19 protein-coding genes, 1 tRNA gene and 1 pseudogene are annotated in these 21,565 nt (G+C 52.5%); 7 read left to right on the top strand and 14 right to left on the bottom strand.

Annotation, left to right across the window (positions count from 1 at the left end; all coding sequences use genetic code 11):
* Nucleotides 1-3 precede the first annotated feature (3 nt).
* From PGR91_RS09265 to PGR91_RS09245, 5 genes are all read left to right on the top strand, one after another.
* The gene (locus PGR91_RS09265) at nt 4-921 is read left to right on the top strand and encodes a DUF5712 family protein (RefSeq protein WP_118655903.1); all 918 of its coding nucleotides are present in this window, start codon (nt 4-6) and stop codon (nt 919-921) included.
* Nucleotides 918-1,322, top strand: coding sequence for a GNAT family N-acetyltransferase (locus tag PGR91_RS09260; protein WP_118655901.1), 405 nt, complete (start codon nt 918-920; stop codon nt 1,320-1,322). Before PGR91_RS09265 ends, PGR91_RS09260 begins: the two co-directional genes overlap by 4 nt.
* Before the next feature lie 334 nt (nt 1,323-1,656).
* On the top strand, nt 1,657-1,932 hold the full coding sequence (locus PGR91_RS09255) for a helix-turn-helix domain-containing protein (protein ID WP_182424211.1): 276 nt from the start codon (nt 1,657-1,659) through the stop codon (nt 1,930-1,932).
* Between the two features lie 3 nt (nt 1,933-1,935).
* Nucleotides 1,936-2,214, top strand: coding sequence for a DUF3876 domain-containing protein (locus tag PGR91_RS09250; RefSeq protein ID WP_118655899.1), 279 nt, complete (start codon nt 1,936-1,938; stop codon nt 2,212-2,214).
* Between the two features lie 13 nt (nt 2,215-2,227).
* On the top strand, nt 2,228-2,494 hold the full coding sequence (locus tag PGR91_RS09245; RefSeq protein ID WP_118655897.1) for a helix-turn-helix domain-containing protein: 267 nt from the start codon (nt 2,228-2,230) through the stop codon (nt 2,492-2,494).
* 56 nt (nt 2,495-2,550) lie between these two features.
* On the opposite strand, the gene PGR91_RS09240 is transcribed toward PGR91_RS09245, so the two are convergent.
* The 14 genes and pseudogenes from PGR91_RS09240 to recQ form a co-directional block, all read right to left on the bottom strand.
* Entirely contained in the window at nt 2,551-3,840 is a 1,290-nt protein-coding gene (locus tag PGR91_RS09240; protein ID WP_118655895.1) for a site-specific integrase, read from the bottom strand.
* 3 nt (nt 3,841-3,843) lie between these two features.
* Nucleotides 3,844-5,088 carry a site-specific integrase gene (locus PGR91_RS09235; RefSeq protein ID WP_118655893.1) on the bottom strand — a complete coding sequence of 415 codons (1,245 nt, stop codon included), beginning with the start codon at nt 5,086-5,088 and terminating at the stop codon, nt 3,844-3,846.
* Nucleotides 5,089-5,362: 274 nt separating this feature from the next.
* Nucleotides 5,363-6,127, bottom strand: a pseudogene (locus PGR91_RS09230) (phage integrase SAM-like domain and Arm DNA-binding domain-containing protein); the annotation flags it as partial.
* Between the two features lie 274 nt (nt 6,128-6,401).
* Nucleotides 6,402-6,489: transfer RNA gene (locus PGR91_RS09225), tRNA-Ser, on the bottom strand.
* Nucleotides 6,490-6,652: 163 nt separating this feature from the next.
* Nucleotides 6,653-7,447: a TatD family hydrolase gene (locus PGR91_RS09220; protein WP_055204877.1), complete on the bottom strand. Its 795-nt coding sequence runs from the start codon at nt 7,445-7,447 to the stop codon at nt 6,653-6,655.
* Nucleotides 7,441-8,553, bottom strand: a complete 1,113-nt coding sequence (gene dprA, locus PGR91_RS09215; protein WP_118655889.1) for a DNA-processing protein DprA — start codon at nt 8,551-8,553, stop codon at nt 7,441-7,443. The genes PGR91_RS09220 and dprA overlap by 7 nt, the downstream gene beginning before the upstream one ends.
* A 69-nt stretch (nt 8,554-8,622) precedes the next feature.
* Complete coding sequence (gene rfbB, locus PGR91_RS09210; protein WP_101572623.1) at nt 8,623-9,681, bottom strand: dTDP-glucose 4,6-dehydratase; 1,059 nt, start codon at nt 9,679-9,681, stop codon at nt 8,623-8,625.
* 12 nt (nt 9,682-9,693) lie between these two features.
* Nucleotides 9,694-10,557: a dTDP-4-dehydrorhamnose reductase gene (rfbD, locus tag PGR91_RS09205; protein ID WP_118655887.1), complete on the bottom strand. Its 864-nt coding sequence runs from the start codon at nt 10,555-10,557 to the stop codon at nt 9,694-9,696.
* 3 nt (nt 10,558-10,560) lie between these two features.
* Complete coding sequence (rfbC, locus tag PGR91_RS09200; protein WP_055204869.1) at nt 10,561-11,121, bottom strand: dTDP-4-dehydrorhamnose 3,5-epimerase; 561 nt, start codon at nt 11,119-11,121, stop codon at nt 10,561-10,563.
* 46 nt (nt 11,122-11,167) lie between these two features.
* Entirely contained in the window at nt 11,168-12,037 is an 870-nt protein-coding gene (gene rfbA, locus PGR91_RS09195) for a glucose-1-phosphate thymidylyltransferase RfbA (protein ID WP_055204867.1), read from the bottom strand.
* A 98-nt stretch (nt 12,038-12,135) separates the two neighbouring features.
* Entirely contained in the window at nt 12,136-15,021 is a 2,886-nt protein-coding gene (locus tag PGR91_RS09190; protein ID WP_118655885.1) for a family 78 glycoside hydrolase catalytic domain, read from the bottom strand.
* Between the two features lie 9 nt (nt 15,022-15,030).
* A complete protein-coding gene (gene rsmA / locus PGR91_RS09185; RefSeq protein WP_118457774.1) occupies nt 15,031-15,822 on the bottom strand; it encodes a 16S rRNA (adenine(1518)-N(6)/adenine(1519)-N(6))-dimethyltransferase RsmA in 792 nt (263 codons plus the stop codon).
* A 19-nt stretch (nt 15,823-15,841) separates the two neighbouring features.
* On the bottom strand, nt 15,842-17,104 hold the full coding sequence (locus tag PGR91_RS09180) for a hypothetical protein (protein WP_101572616.1): 1,263 nt from the start codon (nt 17,102-17,104) through the stop codon (nt 15,842-15,844).
* 136 nt (nt 17,105-17,240) lie between these two features.
* The gene (gene recQ / locus PGR91_RS09175) at nt 17,241-19,433 is read right to left on the bottom strand and encodes a DNA helicase RecQ (RefSeq protein ID WP_055204859.1); all 2,193 of its coding nucleotides are present in this window, start codon (nt 19,431-19,433) and stop codon (nt 17,241-17,243) included.
* A gap of 112 nt (nt 19,434-19,545) precedes the next feature.
* On the opposite strand from recQ, the gene lptB reads away from it, so the two are divergent.
* Complete coding sequence (lptB, locus tag PGR91_RS09170; RefSeq protein WP_055204857.1) at nt 19,546-20,268, top strand: LPS export ABC transporter ATP-binding protein; 723 nt, start codon at nt 19,546-19,548, stop codon at nt 20,266-20,268.
* A gap of 3 nt (nt 20,269-20,271) precedes the next feature.
* On the top strand, nt 20,272-21,534 hold the full coding sequence (aroA, locus tag PGR91_RS09165; protein WP_118655881.1) for a 3-phosphoshikimate 1-carboxyvinyltransferase: 1,263 nt from the start codon (nt 20,272-20,274) through the stop codon (nt 21,532-21,534).
* Nucleotides 21,535-21,565: the final 31 nt, after the last annotated feature.

The following is a 21,565-nucleotide window of genomic DNA, read 5'->3' as shown; positions in this document are numbered from 1 at the left end:
GCCATGCACATAGATTTTGCCCCACCATCAAAAGGAACATACAACAATGCAGGGAGTAGCCGTCAATTAGCAAATTATTGCGAGCACGAAGATTTGGAACGGATGGAGAAAGGAATCTATACTGATGGCTTTTTCAATCTGACGGATGATAATATCTACAAATCAAAGGTTATTAAGGATATAGATAGCAATATCGGGCAACTCTTGAAAACAGATGCTAAGTTTTTCGCTATCCATGTCAGCCCATCGGAAAGCGAACTTCGGGCAATGGGGAATACTGAGCAGGAGAAAGCCGAAGCAATGAAGCGGTATATTCGTGAGGTATTTATTCCCGAATATGCCAAGAACTTCAACAAAGGGCTATCCGAAGCAGATATAAAATTTTACGGCAAAATCCATTTCGACCGTAGCCGTTCTGATAACGAACTAAATATGCACTGTCATTTGATTGTGAGCCGTAAAGACCAATCGAATAAGAAAAAACTATCACCGCTAACCAACCACAAAAATACCAAGAAAGGAACGGTAACGGGTGGTTTTGACCGTGTAAACCTCTTCCAACAGGCAGAACAGGGCTTTGATAAGTTGTTCGGCTACGACCGCCAACTATCTGAATCCTTTGAGTATGCCAATACCATGAAAAACGGCTCTATCTCTGAACAGCTTGAATTTCAGGAACAAAACGTTACTGGCGAAAATAAAAAAGAGATATTCCAATCCAGTGAAAAAGAAAACAATATTTCTTGCAATCTTGATAGCAAACAGGATAATAAACACGCTTACAATCAACAGAATAATAGTGGCGGCGATTCTTTGTTATCTATTTTTTCATTGGGAGATGGCAACAATTACGATGCTACACAAGCAGAGAATTTACAGGCACAGAAACGCAAGAAAAAGAAGAAAGGGATAAGACGATGATTGAATATGAGGAACTAAGAGCCGATATAGACCGCTACCTGATGGAGCGGTTTAAGTATCGCAAATCGCTTGTACGGCTGACAGCGGATAACATCATCGCCACCCGTAGGAATAGCCGAGTAGATTTGTATTTGCGTATCAGGAGGATAGAAAGTAGATTTCCACCTGATTGTCTGATTATTGCCCGATTGGGTTTTAGCAAAGAACGGGTAGGACACGGTACGCACTTTGTCCAATTTTTGACTGGTGTAGCCAAGAAATATGGTTTTAATTATATCGGCATTGAATGCGCCAACGACAAAAGTAGTGCATTAGCCAAGAAGTTAGGCTTTTACTCCATAGATAGCGAGAATTATGCAATAGCCACAAGTAATCTAATATCTTATTTTTCAATGGAATAATCTTAATTAATCCTTTCTTTCTCTGAACACAAAGGTATATTCCAAGAATAAAACGGCAACACCAAGCCCTACGGGTTTTGATAAATTTCTTCCTTTTTCGTTCCTCAAAAGAGTAAATTTCCCAAAAGTGTTGCCTTATTCATTCTTTCCATATATGTAATGTTTATCAGAGAAAAAAAGGAAAAAATATGTGGTTGGAAGGTGACGGTGTAGCCAATAGCAGCCAGTTCAGTCCACTGCATACACAATTTCCCAAAGCGGTTGTTTTTATCTCTTTCTTTGCTGCAAATCATTGCAATGAAAGGAGTTTATAACAATCTAAAACAACATCAATATGGAAATTGTAGCCATCGAAAAACGAACCTTTGAACAGATGATGCAGAGGTTTGAGGATTTTGCCAAGCAAGTAAACGCACTTTGCGGAAAGAACCAAAGTAACGAAAACTGGTTAGACAACAAGCAAGTTTGCGAACTGCTTAAAATCTCTTCCCGTACCCTGCAAACCTACCGAGATACGGGAGTTTTACCCTTTTCTCAAATCGGGCGCAAGTGTTATTATAAAGCTATTGACATCGAACAGTTTATCAATCAGCAACAAATCAAGAAATAGACTATGGAAAGAGAACTTTTTGATTTGGATATATTGGTCGGGAATTGGGAGAGTATTAACCTAAATCCAACGGTGATGATACACAGGAACGGTGAGTGCCACCAGTTAAGCATCATCCACATGAACGAAATCACAAAACAGGCAAGTCCTGCAACGTATGAGATTCAGGAGGACGGACAGGGCTGTTTTGTGTACCTCAATGGCAAGCGAGCTTCGATTACCTATTGCCAAAGGTTGGATATGCTAACCATTGCCACATTGGGCGATTATATGAGAAACTAACAATCAATGAATCATGGATATACTCGACAACAAATCTCCGCAAGTAAGCTCATTCTTTACGGCTTTAGACGAACTTTTAAATACCATTCAACAAGCCCTGAAAAACCGCACTCCGCAACTTAACGGTGAAAAGTACCTCACCAACCGAGAGGTCTGCCAACTTTTGCGTATTTCACCCCGTACCCTCCAAAATTGGAGGGACACGGGGAAAATACCGTTTATTAGGCTGAAAGGGAAGATTCTGTATAAGGAATCAGAGATTTTGAAAGAACTAAAATAGCTAAACCAATAAAAATAGTCGGCAGGGAACATCTTGCCGACTATTTTTTGATGTTATTATACCGTTTTGAATATGGTCTTTTGAACACGCTTCTTTGTCGGAACAACATCCGAAAACTCGTATTTGTCTTGAATCCGTTCTGCCAAATTTGTCATATCCTCATTAATTTTAGTACGAGTAACCTCTGCATAAATCTGAGTAGTCTTAATAGAAAGGTGTCCCATCATTTGTCTAAGGCTCTCTATTGGAACGCCTTGTGTTAGGCATACGGTAGTTGCGAACGAGAAACGGCTCATGTGGAATGTCAGCCGTCTATCAATACCAGCAGCTTTGGCAATACGTTTTAATTGCCAATTCATACAAACATGGTGTTGTAATTTGAAAACTTTCCCGTCTATGCCCGAGAACTCCGAATCCCTGTATCTTGCAAGAATCATTTTAGGAATATCCAACAGAGGAATATAAGAAGTTGTTCCAGTCTTTTGCCTGTCGAGAATAATCCACTGGCTACCGTCTTCCATCTCTTGAATATTGGAATGTTGTAGATTTCGCAGGTCAATAATCGCTATGCCTGTAAACGTCGAGAAAATAAACATATCACGGGTAAAACGCCATGTGGCAAGTTTTAATTTAGCGTGCATAATCCGTTGTATCTCATCATTGGAGAGCCACGGGCGTTTTGGTATCACCCGTTCGGGAACAAAGTCAAAGAACGGATTTTGCCGTAGAATTCCTTTATTACAAGCTCTCACAATTGCTTGACGAAACGGGTTCATGTTTGTTTTAACTGTTCGTGCCGTCATTTTTAAATCAATTTTCAGATAATGAAAATAGGCTTCCACAAATGGAGTGTCAATTTTGCCGAATGGAATATCGGTAAGGTTGTGCTTTTCTTGTAGAAACTCTTTCATGTGGCGGTAGGCATTGGTATATACTGGAAAGGTGCTTTCAGTTATACGTACACCAATACTTTTCCGTTTCTCCTCTAACAGTTCCGCAAATTCTTGCATCAAGGTATTGCGATGTACCCCAATACCACGCAACGCATTTTTAAGGGCTTCGGCAGTTACATAGCCGTTATTAGTTACCATATCCTTGTAGTAAGTGGAGATTTCATTGCGAAATCGCTCTATCTGCTTGTTTACGGATATGGATTCTTGGGATTTACCTTTTGCTGCCCCTGTTTCACCATCCCAGCCATCGGGTGTTATTTCCAATCCTGTACTAAAAGTCGTATTCTTGCCGTCCACCGTGATACGCCCAACAATCGGGCAAGCCCCTGATTTTTTGGTCTTACTTGTGTTCGGATAGAAAAATATAGCAAATGTACTTCTGTTTGTTTTCATGGCTTACTGTTCGTTATAGGTGAATTTATCGGAGATACGAAGAGATAATTGTTTCATATCGTTGCCAATCTTCTCATTATTGACACGGGCGTACCGTTGAGTGGTGTTTATGTTTTTGTGTCCCATCATTCGGCTAACACTTTCAATAGGAACACCTTGAGACAGACACAGTTCCGAAGCGAAAACGTGCCGTCCGACGTGGAATGTGAGTTTGGTGGTAATATTACAATGTTTGGCAATGATTTTCAGCGCATAATTTATACGTCCCTGCCCTAATAGGTGGAATACGTTATCTCCCTCTCCCAATCCTCTGTATTTCTCTATAATCTGCATTGGAATATCCAACAATTTGACATGAAACGGTATTCCTGTTTTCTGTCTATCGGTGGAAATCCACAAACTGCCATCCTCTTCGGTAATTATCTCTTTCCAAGTAAGTTGTTTTAAATCCACATACGGAAGCCCTGTAAATGCTGCAAACACAAACATATCACGGATAAAACAAAGGCTTTTAGATTCTAATGGAGTGGATATAAGCCTTTTGAACTCATCTTTCGTTATCGAGCGTATTTTGAAATCGGGCTTTTTCAGTTTGAAACCAAAGAACGGTGGATGCACAATTAGTTTTCGGTTCAGAGCAATACGCACAACCTTGAACAGCACCAACATAGTAGATGATACGGATTCATCCGTCATTTTACGCTCCACTCTTAAATGGTAATCAAACGCTTCGATAAAGGGTAGGTCTAACTGGTTTAGGGGAATATCCTGAACATTGTACTTGACTTTCAGAAAGCGTTTTACTTGTTTGCGGATAGTGATATATTTATGGTAGGTGCTTTCTGCTCTGTCTATTCCGATACGGGTCTGAAAATACTGCATCATTTCACTAAAGAGGACGAGTAGTGTTGTCTGTGCCGATGCTATGCCTTGAAAGGCGGTCTTAACTTCTTGGGCGGTAACTGTTCCAGTTCGCTCTAAAATATCCCTGCAATGCGCATGTATGGAGAGATTAATTTTATTAATCTCTCTGTTGAGTTCAACGGCAACACGACTTTTGCCGATTGCCCGACCTGATTTTACACTCCAAAGCCGTTCTTCGATTTTCAGTTTTGAGCCGAATTGGGCGATGGTGTTACCGATGATGATTTTTCCGACAATCGGAAAAACGGTATCAGGATTTGTTTCTGTTCTCTCCGTGTTTCCCTCTCGTTTGAGGTAAAAGGAGACTTTAAGTTCGTTGTTCATAACGCTCACATTTTTAAGTTCGTAAAATTACTTTCTTTGTGAGTTATTTGAACAATGTAAACCGCAGACAAACAGTGCTATAAGTGGACGTTCAAGGTCGTTAATCTGCTGCGTTTTTCGTGAATAGTAGGGGGTAACGATTTAGAAGTGGAAAGTTTGCCTAAATCTGCTTTTTCCTGCAATTTCACTACTGGACACCATACGACACTAAAAGACATACATTTCTATCGTTCAATCAATTACCCTCTTTTTCTCTTTCTTGCTTCTAATGTTATAGGTTGCTGAAGCACGAGAATATAAACAAATCCCGTACATGTTCCAGTCTTTTTGTTACCATTGGCTTCTTTAAGATCAGAGCGATTTCGTACTCTGTCAAATAGCCCCTATCAACTTCTTCTAAGCGTACTTTATATTCTGCAAAAGGATTCGTTTGCAATTTTCCGTTTTCCCGGGCTATGATGATTATGCGCCTGAAAAACTGGAGAAACTTTACGGTTGTGTTGTGGCAACATTTACATTCCGTCCGCAAAAACGACTCAAAACCGGCAATAAACTTATGATTTATATCTCGCAGGGGCATGTCCGAGAGTTTGTATTCACTGAGAATGAAATTTGTCAGATGTCGCCGGGTGACCTCGTATTTCAAGTAAGTCGGTCTCGTTATTGAGATTCCTATCTGTTTCTTGCTGTTTTCATTATGCTCTTTGAATAGGGCCAATACCGTTTCCTGCTTGATACGGTATCCCAAAAACTCATTCTTCACCGTTTCAGTGGTGACGTAGTAATTGTCCCGCTGTTGGTCGTGGTAGATTTTATTCAACGAAGACCGGACGTCATCCAGCAGTGCGTTTATTTTACCCGCATCTTTACCTTTGACTTTTCCGGCCTCCACATTCCAGTTTGCAGGCAAGACACTTTGCTTGGTACTGAACTGGGCAACTTTACCATCGATGGTGATGCGAGCCATGATCATGGCCCGTCCGTCTTTTCTTTCCGATCCTTTTTTCAGGTAGAACAGAATTGAAAATGTGCTTTTCATATCTCACGTTGTTTAATTCAATTAAGAATAGGGAATATCCCTAAACTTGGAGATAAATAAACTTCGTAAAATGTGGACTTTACACAGTCATTTTCGGACAAATCGTTACCTTTTTTGTCCCTTGAAAAAAAGGTAACGATTTGGTAACGATTTTTTGTCAGTCGTTGTCTTTTTGATGTCTTGGAATGTCGATTCAGTGGCAACAAAAAAGCCTATAAATCTTAGATTTATAGGCTTTTGTCTGAATTCTATCCGGATTTGTCCGGAAGTTCAGCGGAGAAGGCGGGATTCGAACCCGCGATACCCTTTTGAGGTATACACACTTTCCAGGCGTGCTCCTTCGACCGCTCGGACACTTCTCCTAAAAACTTTTACTGAAACTTCCGAGCCGGGGTCGAAGTAGTGTTCGGCTCAAAAAGCGCAGCAATGTACGAAAAAATCCTGAATTATTAAAACCGGACGGCATTTTATCGCAAAAGATATTCCGTCGTAACGTTTACCGGCCCGCTCCGGGAGTGGAAAACGTCAGAAGAACGCGTCGCCGAATATCTTCCGGACGCTCCGGGCGGTCGTCTCCGCCACTTCGTCCGGCGAAATACCGTAAATCGCGGCGATCCGTTCGCAGATCAGCGGCAGGTAACCGCTTTCGTTCCGTTTGCCGCGGTACGGCACCGGAGGCAGGTATGGAGAATCGGTTTCGAGAAGCAGCTCGTCGAGCCGCATGGCCGGCAGCACTTCGGCCACGGCCGATTTTTTATACGTGACCGGACCGCCGATCCCGAAACAGAACGTCCCGACCGCCCGAATCCGCCGGTAATGTTCGGCCGTTCCGCAAAAACTGTGCATCACCCCGCGCAAACCCCGTCCGCCGAAATCCTCCAGCAATCCGCACATCTCGTCCCAGGCATCCCGCGTATGGATGGCGACCGGCAGGTCGTAAGCTAGCGCCAGTTCGATTTGGAAGCGCAACGCCTGCATCTGCTGTTCCCGGAAATCGCGGCTCCAGTAGAAATCGAGTCCGATCTCGCCGACACCGCAGAAACGAATCCCCGCGGGAGGCGCCTGCAAGTACTCCGCCACGCGGTCGAGATCGGCCCGGTAGTCCGGATTGCCATTCACAGAAGTCGGGTGCAGCCCCATCATCGGGCGGCAATACGCCGGATAACGCCTCGACAGGGCGAACATCGCATCGTAGGACTCGCGGTCGACGGCGGGCAATAGCATCTTCCCCACTCCGGCGGCCTGCGCGCGCGCGATCGCTTCGTCCCGGTCATCGTCGAAAGCGACGTCGTACATATGGCTATGCGTATCGATCAACATCTGACGTAAAAACTACCCCGCAACGAGCGGATCAATCCTGAAAATTCGAGTTCCAACAGCAGCGGCGACAATTCCTGCGGCGCAATCCCGCTGCGCAGGCTCAATTCCTCCGACGATACGGGAACGTCGGTGCCGATCAACTGCAATACCGCTTCTTCCGGCGAACCGGCAAGTATATCGATCGGCGATTGCCTCGCCGGTTTCCGCACCGGTTCAACCGGATCGGCAGGCTGCCAGTTCAGCGCCTCGACCACATCCTGTCCGCAGCATACCATCTGGGCTTTCAAGCTCTTGATCAGGCCGTTCGTTCCGTCCGACGACGAGTCGGAGACGCGCCCCGGAACGGCCATAACGATCCGGTGATAACCGTCGGCCATCCCCGCGGTCACCAGCGAGCCGCCGCGACGGTGCGATTCGACGACCAACGTCCCGTCGCTCAGGCCGGCGATAATCCGGTTCCGGCAAATGAACGAAGAGCGTTCGGTCTTATACCCGCTGCAAAACTCGGTCACCACGGCGCCGCCTTCGTGCACCATGCGGCGGGCATCCCGCGTATGTTCTCTCGGATAGATGCGATCCAGCGGATGCGCGACGACCCCGACCGTAGCGAGTCCGGCCTGCATGGCAGCCCTGTGCGCCGCAATGTCGATCCCGAAAGCCAATCCGCTCACCACCACGATATCGGGACACAGGCCGGCCACTTCGCGGATAATCCGTTCGCATACGCCGGCCCCGTACGCCGTGCAATCGCGCGTGCCGACAACCGTGAGCCAACGTCCCCGGTTCAGATCGATATCCCCGCTGACATAGAGCACATGCGGATAGTCAGAACACTCCCGAAGCCGCTGCGGGTAGTCGGGCGACAACGAATCGATAGCCCGGATCCCGTTGCGACGGATCGAATCGACCTCTTTCGCAGCCCGTTCGTGATACTCCCGGCGGCTGATTCGCTGCGCCAGGTCGGGTCTCAGTTCGGCCCGTTCGACGATTTCATCGGCAGTCGCGGCGAATAGCCGTTCCGCCGAACCGAAACAGGCGATCAGATGGATCGCCGTCCTGGATCCCACCCCGGGATACAGCGTCAATGCAATATCATCCACCAACATATGCTGAACGTTTAAACGATCGGTTATCAACTCAATTCAACCGCCCCGGACAAAATACATCGCCCAGGCTTACCGCCGCCCGTACATCTTCTCGTAATACTTTTCGTACTCGCCGCTGGTCACGCTGTCGAGCCACGCCTGATTGTCCAAGTACCAGCGCACGGTTTTTTCGATACCTTCCTCGAACTGCAGGCTCGGTTCCCACCCCAGTTCGTTTTTCAGCTTCGTCGAATCAATGGCATAGCGCAGATCGTGCCCCGCCCGATCGGTCACGTAAGCGATCAGCTTTTCGCCCGCTCCCTCCGGACGCCCCAGCAAACGATCGACCGTCCGGATGACCACCCGGATCAAGTCAATGTTTTTCCATTCGTTGAAACCGCCGATGTTGTAGGTTTCGGCGATTCGGCCCCGATGGTAAACCGCGTCGATCGCCCGCGCGTGATCTTCCACATAGAGCCAGTCCCGCACGTTCTCGCCCCTGCCGTAGACGGGCAGCGGCTTGTCATGACGAATATTATTGATAAACAGCGGGATCAGTTTCTCGGGAAACTGATAAGGCCCATAGTTGTTCGAACAGTTGGTAATCACGGTAGGCAGTCCGTAAGTATCGTGAAACGCCCGCACGAAATGATCGCTGCCCGCCTTCGAAGCCGAATAGGGACTGTGCGGGTCGTACTTGGTCGTTTCGGTGAACAGCGTCCCGTCGAATCCCAGCGCGCCGTAAACTTCGTCGGTCGAAACGTGGTAAAAACGCCGGCCGTCATAATCGCCGTCCCAATACTCACGCGCGGCCTGAAGCAGCGAAAGCGTCCCCAGCACGTTGGTTTTCGCAAAGGTGAACGGATCCTTGATACTGCGGTCCACATGGCTCTCGGCCGCCAGATGGATCACCCCGTCGATCGAATACGTCCGGAAGATCTCTTGCATCTTTTCATAGCGGCAAATATCTTCTTTTACGAACGTATAATTCGGCGCATTTTCGACATCCCGCAGGTTTTCCAGATTGCCCGCATAGGTTAGTTTGTCGAGGTTGACGATTCGGTAATCGGGATATTTATTTACAAACAGCCGGACGACATGCGAGCCGATAAACCCGGCTCCTCCGGTAATCAGAATGTTCTTTTTCATCGCTTTTTGTCTTTATTTTTCGGTCGGGACGGACAGGATCGCCATGCATTCCCGCAGCGAATCCAGCCAGTAGGGAACACGGACGCCGGCCTCCCTGATTTTATCTTTTGCAAGCACGCTGTAAGCCGGACGACGGGCCGGAGTCGGATAAGCCGCCGTCTCGATCGCTCCGACGCGGATATCGATCCCCGCCAGCGCAAATACCGCTTTCGCAAAATCGTACCACGAGATCGCCCCCTCGTCGCTGAAATGGTACACTTCGAAACCGGATACGCCGCGTTCGGCAAGCCGCAGGATCGCATGCGCCAGATCGGTCGCATAAGTCGGCGTTCCGACCTGGTCGTACACCACGTTCAGCTCATCGCGTTCGCGGCCCAGCCTCAGCATCGTCTTAACGAAATTATTCCCGTACTCCGAGTAAAGCCATGCGGTACGAATCACGCAGGCATTGCACCTGCTCGCTTCGATCGCCTGCTCTCCGGCCAGTTTCGTGCGGCCGTAAACGCCCTGCGGCGCGGTCGGACGGTCTTCCTTCAGCGGATGACAACTCTCCCCGTCGAACACGTAATCGGTCGAAATATGGATCAGACCGATCCCGCGCTCCCGGGCGACGCCGGCCAGCACTTCCGAGCCCTGCACGTTGATTTTCGCCGCCGTTTCGGCATCGCTTTCGGCCCTGTCCACCGCCGTATAGGCCGCACAGTTGACGATCAGGTCGATCGCATGTTTCTCCGCCAGAGCTGCGATACACGCCCGATCCGTGATATCCGCCTCCGGGACATCGGTAAATACGAACCGGTGCTGCGGGTACATTCCGGCAACTTTCCGCAGCGAACAACCCAGCTGTCCATTTCCGCCGGTAACCAATATATTCATAGCTTAATACAATACGCCATTAAACAATACGGCATCGCGCAGCAGCGGATGATGCCGGTCTTTCTCTGAAACGACAATATCCGACGCCGGCAGCCGCCAGTCGATTCCCAAAGCCGGATCGTCGTAAGCGATCGCTCCCTCGCATTGCGGCGCGTAGAAATTATCGCACTTATACTGGAACAGCGCTTCGTCGCTCAATACGACGAATCCGTGCGCGAATCCCCTCGGAATAAAAAGTTGGCGATGGTTTTCGCCGGTCAGTTCCACCGCCACATGCCGACCGAACGTAGGCGATTCCCTGCGGATATCGACGGCCACGTCGATCACCGTTCCGCGGATCACCCGCACCAGCTTGCTCTGTGCGTGGGGCGGCAGTTGATAATGCAGTCCGCGTAATACTCCATAGCTCGATTTCGATTCGTTGTCCTGCACGAACACCGTCTCGCACACCTTTTCGGCAAACTCCCGCTGCGAAAAACTTTCGAAAAAATAGCCCCGGTGATCCCCGAAGATTTGCGGTTCGAGAATCACGACGCCCTGTAAATCGGTTTCTATAACATGCATATCCGTTCTTTCATATTTAAATTCATACCGTCTTCGACAAACCGGACTACAACAGCCCGGACAGATATCGGCCGTATCCGTTTTTCAACATCGGCTTTGCCAATTCCCGGAGCTTTTCCCGCGTGATCCATCCCTTGTTAAAAGCGATCTCTTCGAGACAGGCTACTTTCAACCCCTGTCGTTTCTCGATCACTTCGATGAAATTCGACGCTTCGCTGAGCGAATCGTGCGTCCCGGTATCCAGCCAGGCGAATCCTCGACCCAGCAACTGCACCTTCAGCGCTTTTTCTTGTAGGAACCGCTGGTTGACCGTCGTAATCTCCAGTTCTCCGCGCGCCGACGGTTTGATCGTCCGGGCGACCTCGACCACCCGGTTCGGATAAAAATAGAGTCCGACTACCGCATAATTGGATTTCGGCTGCACAGGCTTTTCCTCGATCGAAAGCACGTTGCCCGCGGCGTCGAACTCGGCAACGCCGTACCGCTCCGGATCGTTGACATAATAACCGAATACGGTCGCATTCCCCTGCTCTCCGGCCTGTGCGACCGCCTCGCCGAGCATCTTCGTAAAACTCTGTCCGTAAAATATGTTATCGCCCAGCACGAGACAAACGTCGTCCCCGCCGATAAACTCCTCGCCAATTAGGAACGCCTGTGCCAATCCGTCCGGAGAAGGTTGTTCGGCATACGCGAAACGCACGCCGTAATCCGAACCGTCGCCGAGCAGCCGCCGGAACATCGGCAGGTCTTCGGGCGTCGAAATAATCAGGATATCCCGGATACCGGCCAGCATCAGCACCGATATGGGATAGTAGATCATCGGCTTGTCATAGATCGGAAGCAACTGTTTGGACACCCCCTTGGTAATCGGGTAGAGCCGGGTACCGCTGCCCCCCGCCAACACAATACCTTTCATAAAACTATATTTTTTTCAATTCGTTACACAAAGATAGCTTTATTTGACAAAAAAATGTGTCGAACCGGCAAATACGCACGATCCGACACACTTTTTATTTAAATAGAACTTTGAAAACGATAAGTGCCCGAAACCACTTCGTACAACGCCTTGCCGTTCTCCATCCGCAAGAACCGAACGCCCGGGGCCTCCGCCGCCGGACGGCCCGATTCGGTGATCCCTTCCGCCGACGCAGCCGGCACGTGAACGACCGCCGACGTATTGACCGGCACCGTCACGTCGAGCGTCAACCGCTCGCCGTCGCGCTTCCAGCCGCTTTCGATCCGACCGTACATCGAATCGTGCCACGCCTCGACGAAAGTCAGATCGCCGACCACCGACGGGTCGATCACGAAACGTTTGAATCCGGGATATTCCGAAACGCAACGGATCCCGGCCAGGTACTTGTAGAAATAACCGCTGATCAGGCAGAACGGCGGATGGTTGCGCGAAGCCGAGCCGTCCCACGTTTCCCACATCGTATTGGCTCCGTTGGCCACCATAAAGCCCCACCCCGGATAGGCGGGCTGGGTCGCCAGCCGGTAAGCCAATTCCGGATCGACTTGCGGCAACAGATCCATCAGGGCCATCGTACCGACGAAGCCGGTTCCGATGCGGCCGTCGTACTTCTGCAGATCGGAAATCAGGTTCCGCTGTACCGCGTCCCGGTCGCTCTGAGGAACGATCCCGTATTCGAGCGGAACGACGTTCGCCGCCTGGCGGTACGGAGTCGGCTTATCCCCGTGATAGGTCTTCGTAGCCGGATCGAAAAACTCGCGGTTGAAACTCTCGGCGATCCGCGCGGCCCAGGCGTCCATCCGCTCGGCTTCCTGCGGGCGATCCAGGTAACGCGCGATCCCGGCGAGGTATTTCACGACGCGGTAGTGCGAAGCCGTCCCGTAAAGAGTCAGCCCTTCGGGCGGCGCCATCTCATAAGATTGCAGCGTATCGGACAGCGTCATGTGCGGCGACACCCAATCGCCGAGCACCTCGCGGATGATCTCCGGCTTGCCGTCCGCCTGACGCAGCAGGCTGCTTTCGGCGAAACGCTTCATCGTTTCGTAATGCCGCTCCACCACGCGGCGGTCGCCGTAATAGCACAGCAGATCCCACGGCACGAACACGATGGCGGCCGGCCACACGGTCGAAATGCTCTGGTCGTACCCGGTCGACGGCGCCACGGTGCACAGTCCGCCGTTCCGGTCGGCCGTACCGGCCAGATCGGTCGCCCATTTCGCATAGAAAGCCGCCATATCGAAATTGTAGATCGCCGTCTGGTCGGTCATATAGGTATCGGCCGTCCAGCCCTGCTTCTCGCGGTGCGGACAGTCGGTCGGGATGCTGTGGATGTTGTTCAGCAGCGTCGCGCGCGACATCTGCTGCAAGCGGTTCACGGTCTCGTTCGAACAAACGAACGATCCGGCGTCGGCCACGTCGGTATGCACCGGAACGCCTTCGACCCGCTCGACGGTAACCCCTTCGTCCGCAGTCACGCGGATATACTGGAAGCCTTTGTACGAAAAACGACATTCGAACGTCTCCGGCCCGCCGCCTTTAAGAATGTAACCGTTCTGCTGCCGGATATTGATCGACTTGTCGTAAAACGACGCGTAATCGGGATCGCCGATTTTGAATTTCATTTTCGACGGATGGATATCCGGCACGAGTTCCGGATCGGATGGCAGTTCGCAGTACTCCACGAGCACCCGCGCTCCGGCCGGACCGCTGACGCGCACCCGCGCCCACCCGGCGATGTTCCGGCCGATATCGTAAGCCGTACGTCCGTTCCCTTTATCGAAGGTTTTGACCGGGGCGATCGGAGCGAAACAACGTACCGGCGGCATCATCTGGGCATACAGCGGCCCGCTGCCGTCGACCACGGCCGCGGGCCTCCAGCCGTCCGCGACGAATCCCGGCCGGTTCCACCCGGCTTTCTCTTCGCGGGCGTCGTACAACTCCCCGTGCCGGGTATCGTCGTAAAGAATCGGACCGCCGGCGGTCGTCCAACTGCCGTCGGTCACTATATCAGCAGTCGTCCCGTCGGCGTATTCGACGCTGAGCAACGCGATCGCCTTCGGCTGTCCGACCCACAGGGAGCTGCCCAATCGCCAGATATCGTTGCACAACGGGTTGTACTGTCCGCGTCCGACCATGATCCCCAGCGCGTTGTCCCCGCGCCGGACATCGGCGGTCACATCGTAGGTTACGTAAAACGTCCGTTTATGAAAATTCGTCCAGGCAGGATCGAGGACGTGATCGCCGATTTTTTTTCCGTTCAGAAAGGCTTCGTAATACCCCACCCCGGTCACGTACAGCGTAGCTGCCTTCACTTTCTTCCCGAGCGCGAATTCTTTGCGAAACAGCGGCGACGGATCGTAATGCGGAGAAGCCATATCGTACAGTTCCCAAATCGTCCGGCCGGTTCCGACGAACCACGGCCACGTCGGTTCGCGGTGACTGTTCTCCCGATCCTTGTGAGCCTGCCACTGCTCGCGCCACTGCGCATCGTCGCGGTAGGCAATCCAACGGGCGCCGCCCCAATCCCGTTCGGTCAGCAGCCCCATGCTCCACATCGCGGGCTCGCTCCACGGCCCCGCCTTCCCCGCGGCATCCCACACCTGCACCTTCCAGTAACAGCGCATACGGGATTCCAGCGGCTTGCCGGCATACTCGACCTGAATCGACCGGTCGGAAGGCACCCGGCCGCTGTCCCAAAGATCCCCCCGATCCTTTTTCAGCAGTTCCGCAGAAGAGGCCACCAGAATGCGGTAAGCGGTCTGGCAGTCCCCGCGCTTGCCGGAAACGACTTTCCAACTCAGCCGCGGCGACGTCACGTCGATCCCCAGCGGATTATCGAGGTATTCGCAACGCAGCCCCTCCGTGCCGGCCGCCCGAAGGCCGATATTTCCGGCCAACAGCAATCCAAGTAAAATGATCCTTTTCATGAATTAAAATTAAGTTCGGTTATTTCGGGGCAGCCGTCCGGCTACCCAATCGGTTAGTTCGACGAATTGAGCGACATTCAACACCTCGGGACGCAGCGGGAAAAACGCATGTTCGTCTCCTCCCAGGTCGCCGAACGCGGCGCGCAGCGAATTGCGGATCGTCTTGCGGCGCTGGTTGAAAACGGCCTTGACCACCCGGGCGAACAGCACCTCGTCGCAACCGAGTCTCTCTACCCCGTTGCGCGTCAGCCGGATCACGGCGCTCTTGACTTTCGGAGGCGGGTTGAACACCCCCTCGCCGACCGTAAACAGGTACTCGATATCGTAAAAAGCCTGCAAAAAAACGCTCAGAATCCCGTAGTCTTTCGTACCGGGCTTTTCGGCTATCCGCACGGCCACCTCGCGCTGCACCATCCCGACCGCTTCGGGCACCCGGTCGCGGTATTCCAGAATTTTGAAAAAAATCTGCGACGAAATATTGTACGGGAAATTACCGATCACGTTTACCCCGTCGGGAAACCGCTGCGCCAGATCCATTCGCAAAAAATCGCCTTCGATCAACCGCGGCGCGAACTGCGGATAATGCTCGTGCAAGTAAGCGACGCTCTCGGGATCGACTTCGGCGCCGTAGAGCGTAATATCCGTCCTTTCGAGCAGGAACTTCGTCAGCACGCCGGTGCCGCACCCCACTTCGAGCACCGTGGAGCAACGATCGGCCCGCAGGCTGTCCGCAATCCGTTTCGCGACCGACAAATCGGTCAGGAAATGCTGACCGAGGTGTTTTTTGGGTTTTACATACATAGGTCTCTCCGTCACGTTATCAGCGCACCAACATCACTTTGCCTTTCGAATCGGTTCGTACGCTGCCGTAATTGATCGACGGGATCGTTTTCCGGGCTTCTTTCAGGTCGATCACCGCATAATACGGATCTCCGGCATCCACACGGGACTTCACCTCGTCGAATTCCTCCTTCGCCACCGCCATTGCGTTTTTAAAATTGGCCTTGCTCGCCTCCCATTTCTCCTCCGCCGTCGTCAGAGCGTCCAGCCGGACGTTACCGATCATGGTCGTTTCGAGAAAATAAGTCAGATCCCCGTTCGCATCGCCGATGCCCAAAAACATGTGATTCGGTTTCAGAATCAAGTACGGAAACAGATCGAACCGTTGGTAGATCGAAGCCAGCATGCAGGTTCCCTCCACGCAGTTCGCCTGCGCGCTGGCCAAAGCCTGACTAAAAAAACGAACATTTTGCACCCTGACATCCTCCGCCTGACCGGGAATTTGGGTCGCATTGCTGTAACTGACCCCAGTTTGCTGCAAAACGTACCAGATCGCGCACATCTGCTGAAACAGGTAATTTTCATCGCCCGACTGGTAACCGTTGAATCCCGACGGCAAAGCGACCTCCTGAAGCGCCTGCTCCATAATCCGGTCGATCTCCGGATTTTCCTCTTCGACGTAACCGGCGAACATCTCGGGAATTTCGACTGCATCGTCCTCGTTGACGACCAGCCCCTGCGGCCGTTCGTACGGATATACGATCAAGGCGTTCACACACTGACTGACCGAACGGCACGAAAAGGTGCGATCGACGGTACAAATCTCCCTGCCGTCGGCCGAGATCGTCCAGCGCAGCGCCAGGTTGCGCGTCCGGTCGAACCGGCGCAACGCATCGTACTTCCAGACCATGCGGGGCTGCATCCACAACGTATCCCCGCTGCGGGGCAGCGTATATTGCCCGACGACCTCTTCGTTGAGCTCGCTTTCGTGCATCTTCAGTTCGATCGTCGCCCCGCTACGCGGACTCACCAGCGACAGCTTGAAAATATCTTTCGTCAGCAACCCTTCCACATTCACGCCCTGGTAGTCCGTTACGAACGGAATCATGTAAAGATAAGAGGTGTAAATCTGATCTTCGAAGCCGCGGGGCGTCAGCACCACGTCCACAGCCACGTCTCCGGCCGCAAGCGGCGGATCCGACTCATCTTTGCTGCACGCGCACAGCGTAAAAACCGCTGCGGCCAAACACAACGATCCGTTCCAAATCCTTTTTCGCAACTTCATTACACCCAATTTATTCATAATCAGATTATTTAAACAATTTCTAATCACAACGCTTCGTCCTTTCCTCCATTATGCAGGGAAAGTCCCCGGCAATTAACGTTATGCCGGACCCGTATCGGACGAGTCCGGCATCATTCCGCCGTATTACCGTTGATCAGTTCCCCATTTCGCTCATGAACCTGGCCCTTACCAGCCGGATCTCCTCTTCGGTGAAATCGGGGCCGAGCTCCTTGACCGCCTCTTCGAGCGAATCGCTCTCGGCGTCCTCCTTGAAATAGAGATAGATCTCTTCGGCCTTCTCCTCGTCGATCACCTCATTCACGTAATAGCCTATATTGAGTTTCGTCCCGGAATGGATGATGGCTTCGATCTCGCCGAGCAGCTCTTCGAAATCCATGTCGCGCGCTTTGGCAATGTCTTCAAAATCCATCTGACGGTCGATGCTCTGAATGATGAACACCTTGTTGCCGCTCTTGTTGACCACGCTCTTGACCACCATGTCCTGCGGACGGACGATGTCTTTTTCATCGACGTATTTCTTAATCAGTTCGACGAACGGCTTGCCGAACTTCTTTGCCTTGCCGACGCCGACGCCCGTGATGTTCTGCATCTCCTCAAGCGTAACCGGGTACTGAATCGACATGTCTTCGAGCGACGGATCCTGGAATACCACGAACGGCGGCAACTCCATCTGCCGGGCCACCTTCTTGCGCAGGTCCTTCAGCATCGCGAAAAGTTCCTCGTCGGCTACCCCGCCTTTGCCGGCCGGCGGCGAAACCGACTCGTCGTCGTCCGTATCATCGTACTCGTGGTCGGCGGTCATCATCACCGAATAGGGATTCTCGATATACTCCTCGCCCGCCTCGTTGATCGACAGCAGGCCGTAATTCTCGATGTTGCGGTCGACCAGCCCGAGGATCAACGCCTGGCGCACTACGGCTCCCCAGAAACGGTCGTTGTGATCGTCGCCGATGCCGAACCACTCGCTCTTATGGTGATTATAAGACTTGATCAGGGCGTTGTTGCGACCGACCAACATGTTGACCAGGTAGTCGGCCTTGAACTTATCGCCGATGGCCTGCAACACGCGCAGCAGCAACCGCAGGTGGTCGCGTCCCTCGAAACGCGGCTTCGGATTGACGCAGTTGTCGCAGCAACCGCAGTTCTCCTCGGGAAACTCCTCGCCGAAATAGTGCAGCAACGTCTTGCGGCGACACACCGAACTCTCGGCATAGGAGACCGTCTCCTGCAACAGCAGCTTGCCGATCTCTTGCTCGGCCAACGGTTTGCCCTGCATGAATTTTTCGAGCTTCTGGATATCCTTGTAACTGTAAAAGGCGATGCACTGCCCGCCCCCGCCGTCGCGGCCGGCGCGGCCGGTCTCCTGATAATACCCTTCGAGACTTTTCGGAATGTCGTAATGGATCACATAACGCACGTCGGGCTTGTCGATCCCCATCCCGAACGCGATGGTCGCCACGATTACGTCGACCTGTTCGTGCAAGAACTTGTCTTGGTTGCCGGCCCGCGTCGCGGCATCCATCCCGGCATGGTACGGAGCGACCTTGATGTTGTTGGCGGCCAGCAGTTCGGCCAGTTCCTCGACCTTCTTGCGGCTCAGGCAGTAAATGATCCCGGACTGTCCCTCGTGGTTTTTGATATAACGGATAATATCCTTCGTGGCATTCGCCTTCGAACGGATCTCGTAGAAAAGATTCGGCCGGTTGAACGACGACTTGAATACCGAAGCGTCGAGCATACCGAGGTTCTTCTGAATGTCCATCTGTACTTTCGGCGTAGCCGTCGCGGTCAGCGCGATCAGCGGCGCCTGCCCGATCTCGTTGATGATCGGACGAATGCGGCGGTACTCCGGGCGGAAATCGTGTCCCCATTCCGAAATACAGTGCGCCTCGTCGATCGCATAGAACGATATTTTGATTTTCCGCAGGAAATTGACGTTATCCTCTTTGGTAAGCGATTCGGGAGCGAAATACAGCAATTTGGTTTTCCCGGCCAGCACGTCCTCTTTGACCTTCGTGACGGCCGCCTTGTTCAGCGACGAATTCAGAAAATGGGCGACGCCGTCCACCATGCTGAACGTGCGCATCGCATCGACCTGATTTTTCATCAACGCGATCAACGGCGAAATGACGATAGCCACGCCGTCCATCATCAGCGCGGGAAGTTGATAACACAGCGATTTGCCGCCTCCGGTAGGCATCAGCACGAACGTATCGTTCCCATCCAGCACGTTGCGGATCACCGCCTCCTGATTTCCTTTGAAATTATCGAATCCGAAATACTCCTTTAAGCAATGATATAGCTTAGAAACCTCTTTATCAGACATCTACATCCAATATTATTTGACAACAAACCTATTTAATAAAGGAAAGATAAGAATAATTTCCGAATTTAACTAACTTTGTAGAAAATTTTTCGCACACTGCGTATCCAACCCTATGAGACTATACACGAAAGACCTGGTAAAACGCTATAAAACCCGCACGGTGGTCGACCATGTGTCGATCGAAGTCAACCAGGGGGAGATCGTCGGACTGCTCGGCCCGAACGGCGCCGGCAAGACCACGACGTTCTACATGATCGTCGGACTGATCAAGCCCAACGAGGGTTCGATTTTCCTCGAAGACCAGGAACTGACCAACGAGCCGGTCTACAAACGCGCCCAGAAGGGGGTCGGCTACCTGGCTCAGGAAGCTTCGGTATTCCGCCGACTGTCGGTCGAGGACAACATCCGGGCCGTCCTGCAGATGACCAATTTCACGAAAGAGTATCAGAAAGAACGACTCGAAAACCTGATCGAAGAGTTCCGGCTGACCAAAGTGCGCAAAAGCCTTGGCATCCAACTTTCGGGCGGCGAACGACGACGCACCGAGATCGCCCGGGCGGTGGCGATCAACCCGAAGTTCATCCTGCTCGACGAACCGTTCGCCGGGGTCGACCCGATCGCCGTCGAAGACATACAGAGCATCGTGGCAACCCTGAAAAACAAGAACATCGGCGTTATCATCACCGACCACAACGTGCACGAAACCCTGTCGATTACCGACCGCACCTACCTGTTGTTCGAGGGACGCATCCTGAAAGCCGGCACGGCCGAAGACCTGGCCAACGACGAAATGGTGCGCAAGGTCTATCTGGGACAAGACTTTAAACTGCGTTAACACATGGACATCACCCTATCCGAAGGAACCGTATCGGGCAGCGTTACCGCCCCCGCATCGAAAAGCTACGCGCAGCGGGCGATCGCCGCCGCGCTGCTGTGCGAGGGCGAAAGCGTCCTGTCGAACATGGTGCAGTGCAACGACACCCGCGCCGCGCTGCAAGTCGCCGCCGACCTCGGCGCGAAAATATCGGCTCACGAAGACACATACACGCTGCACGGCGGCCTGCATCCGCGCAAACGCCAACTGAACATCGGCGAATCGGGCCTGGCGACCCGCCTATTCACGCCGATCACGGCGCTCTGCACCGAAACCATCACGCTGACCGGCAAAGGATCGATCCTCAAACGCCCGATCTCGATGATGGAAGAACCGCTGCGGCAACTCGGCGCGACGGTCAGTTCGCAAGGAGGCTACCTGCCGATCCACATCCGGGGAGCCATCCGCGGCGGCAACATTACGGTCGACGGTTCGCTCAGTTCGCAGTTCATCACCGGGCTGCTGATGGCGCTGCCGCTGGCCGCACAGGACACGACCCTGACGGTCAACGACCTCAAAAGCCGGCCGTACATCGACATGACGATCGGACTGCTGAAAAATTTCGGCATCGACATCAAACACAACGACTACCGGCAGTTCTTCATCGAAGGAGGCCAACGCTACGTCCCGACGCGCTACCGCATCGAAGGCGACTGGAGCGGCGCCTCGTGCCTGCTAGTCGCAGGAGCCACGGCCGGTCGGATCACGGTCGAAAACCTGAAACCGCTGTCGCTACAAGCCGACACGGCCATCATCGACGCCCTGACCCGGGCCGGGGCCGAAATCACGACGACGGCCGATTCGGTCACCGTCCGCCGTAACGAACTGCACGCGTTCGAATTCGACGCGACGCACTGCCCCGACCTTTTCCCGGCGCTCGCCGCGCTCGCCGCCAACTGCGACGGCACTTCGGTCATCCGAGGCACACACCGGCTCATCCACAAGGAGAGCAACCGCGCCCAAACCCTCGCCGACGTTTTCGGCGGCATGGGAGTTGCGGTGGACATCGAGACGGAGAACGAGATGCGGATCATCGGCGGAACGATTCACGGCGCTACGGTCAGCAGCCACAACGACCACCGGATCGCCATGGCGGCGGCGGTAGCGGCGCTGAACAGCGACGGGGCCGTCACGATCCGCGGAGCCGAAGCGGTCGACAAATCCTATCCGGAATTCTGGGACGATTTCAGAAATCTGGCCGGACGCGAGGCGGAAGATAAATTGTAAATAATTACGGATACGCACAGGCTTTTTCACT

It is taken from the genome of Candidatus Alistipes pullistercoris, assembly GCF_027665465.1.
In the GTDB taxonomy this organism is placed as follows: Bacteria; Bacteroidota; Bacteroidia; order Bacteroidales; family Rikenellaceae; genus Alistipes_A; species Alistipes_A hominis.
This window is presented reverse-complemented; position numbering and strand designations above follow the sequence as displayed.

What these genes read in the sequence shown, in the direction of transcription:
- PGR91_RS09265 (WP_118655903.1), top strand. Translation starts at nt 4, where the DNA reads ATGCACATAGATTTTGCCCCACCATCAAAAGGAACATACAACAATGCA.
- PGR91_RS09260 (WP_118655901.1), top strand. Translation starts at nt 918, where the DNA reads ATGATTGAATATGAGGAACTAAGAGCCGATATAGACCGCTACCTGATG.
- PGR91_RS09255 (WP_182424211.1), top strand. Translation starts at nt 1,657, where the DNA reads ATGGAAATTGTAGCCATCGAAAAACGAACCTTTGAACAGATGATGCAG.
- PGR91_RS09250 (WP_118655899.1), top strand. Translation starts at nt 1,936, where the DNA reads ATGGAAAGAGAACTTTTTGATTTGGATATATTGGTCGGGAATTGGGAG.
- PGR91_RS09245 (WP_118655897.1), top strand. Translation starts at nt 2,228, where the DNA reads ATGGATATACTCGACAACAAATCTCCGCAAGTAAGCTCATTCTTTACG.
- PGR91_RS09240 (WP_118655895.1), bottom strand. Translation starts at nt 3,840, where the DNA reads ATGAAAACAAACAGAAGTACATTTGCTATATTTTTCTATCCGAACACA.
- PGR91_RS09235 (WP_118655893.1), bottom strand. Translation starts at nt 5,088, where the DNA reads ATGAACAACGAACTTAAAGTCTCCTTTTACCTCAAACGAGAGGGAAAC.
- PGR91_RS09220 (WP_055204877.1), bottom strand. Translation starts at nt 7,447, where the DNA reads ATGTTGATCGATACGCATAGCCATATGTACGACGTCGCTTTCGACGAT.
- dprA (WP_118655889.1), bottom strand. Translation starts at nt 8,553, where the DNA reads ATGTTGGTGGATGATATTGCATTGACGCTGTATCCCGGGGTGGGATCC.
- rfbB (WP_101572623.1), bottom strand. Translation starts at nt 9,681, where the DNA reads ATGAAAAAGAACATTCTGATTACCGGAGGAGCCGGGTTTATCGGCTCG.
- rfbD (WP_118655887.1), bottom strand. Translation starts at nt 10,557, where the DNA reads ATGAATATATTGGTTACCGGCGGAAATGGACAGCTGGGTTGTTCGCTG.
- rfbC (WP_055204869.1), bottom strand. Translation starts at nt 11,121, where the DNA reads ATGCATGTTATAGAAACCGATTTACAGGGCGTCGTGATTCTCGAACCG.
- rfbA (WP_055204867.1), bottom strand. Translation starts at nt 12,037, where the DNA reads ATGAAAGGTATTGTGTTGGCGGGGGGCAGCGGTACCCGGCTCTACCCG.
- PGR91_RS09190 (WP_118655885.1), bottom strand. Translation starts at nt 15,021, where the DNA reads ATGAAAAGGATCATTTTACTTGGATTGCTGTTGGCCGGAAATATCGGC.
- rsmA (WP_118457774.1), bottom strand. Translation starts at nt 15,822, where the DNA reads ATGTATGTAAAACCCAAAAAACACCTCGGTCAGCATTTCCTGACCGAT.
- PGR91_RS09180 (WP_101572616.1), bottom strand. Translation starts at nt 17,104, where the DNA reads ATGAATAAATTGGGTGTAATGAAGTTGCGAAAAAGGATTTGGAACGGA.
- recQ (WP_055204859.1), bottom strand. Translation starts at nt 19,433, where the DNA reads ATGTCTGATAAAGAGGTTTCTAAGCTATATCATTGCTTAAAGGAGTAT.
- lptB (WP_055204857.1), top strand. Translation starts at nt 19,546, where the DNA reads ATGAGACTATACACGAAAGACCTGGTAAAACGCTATAAAACCCGCACG.
- aroA (WP_118655881.1), top strand. Translation starts at nt 20,272, where the DNA reads ATGGACATCACCCTATCCGAAGGAACCGTATCGGGCAGCGTTACCGCC.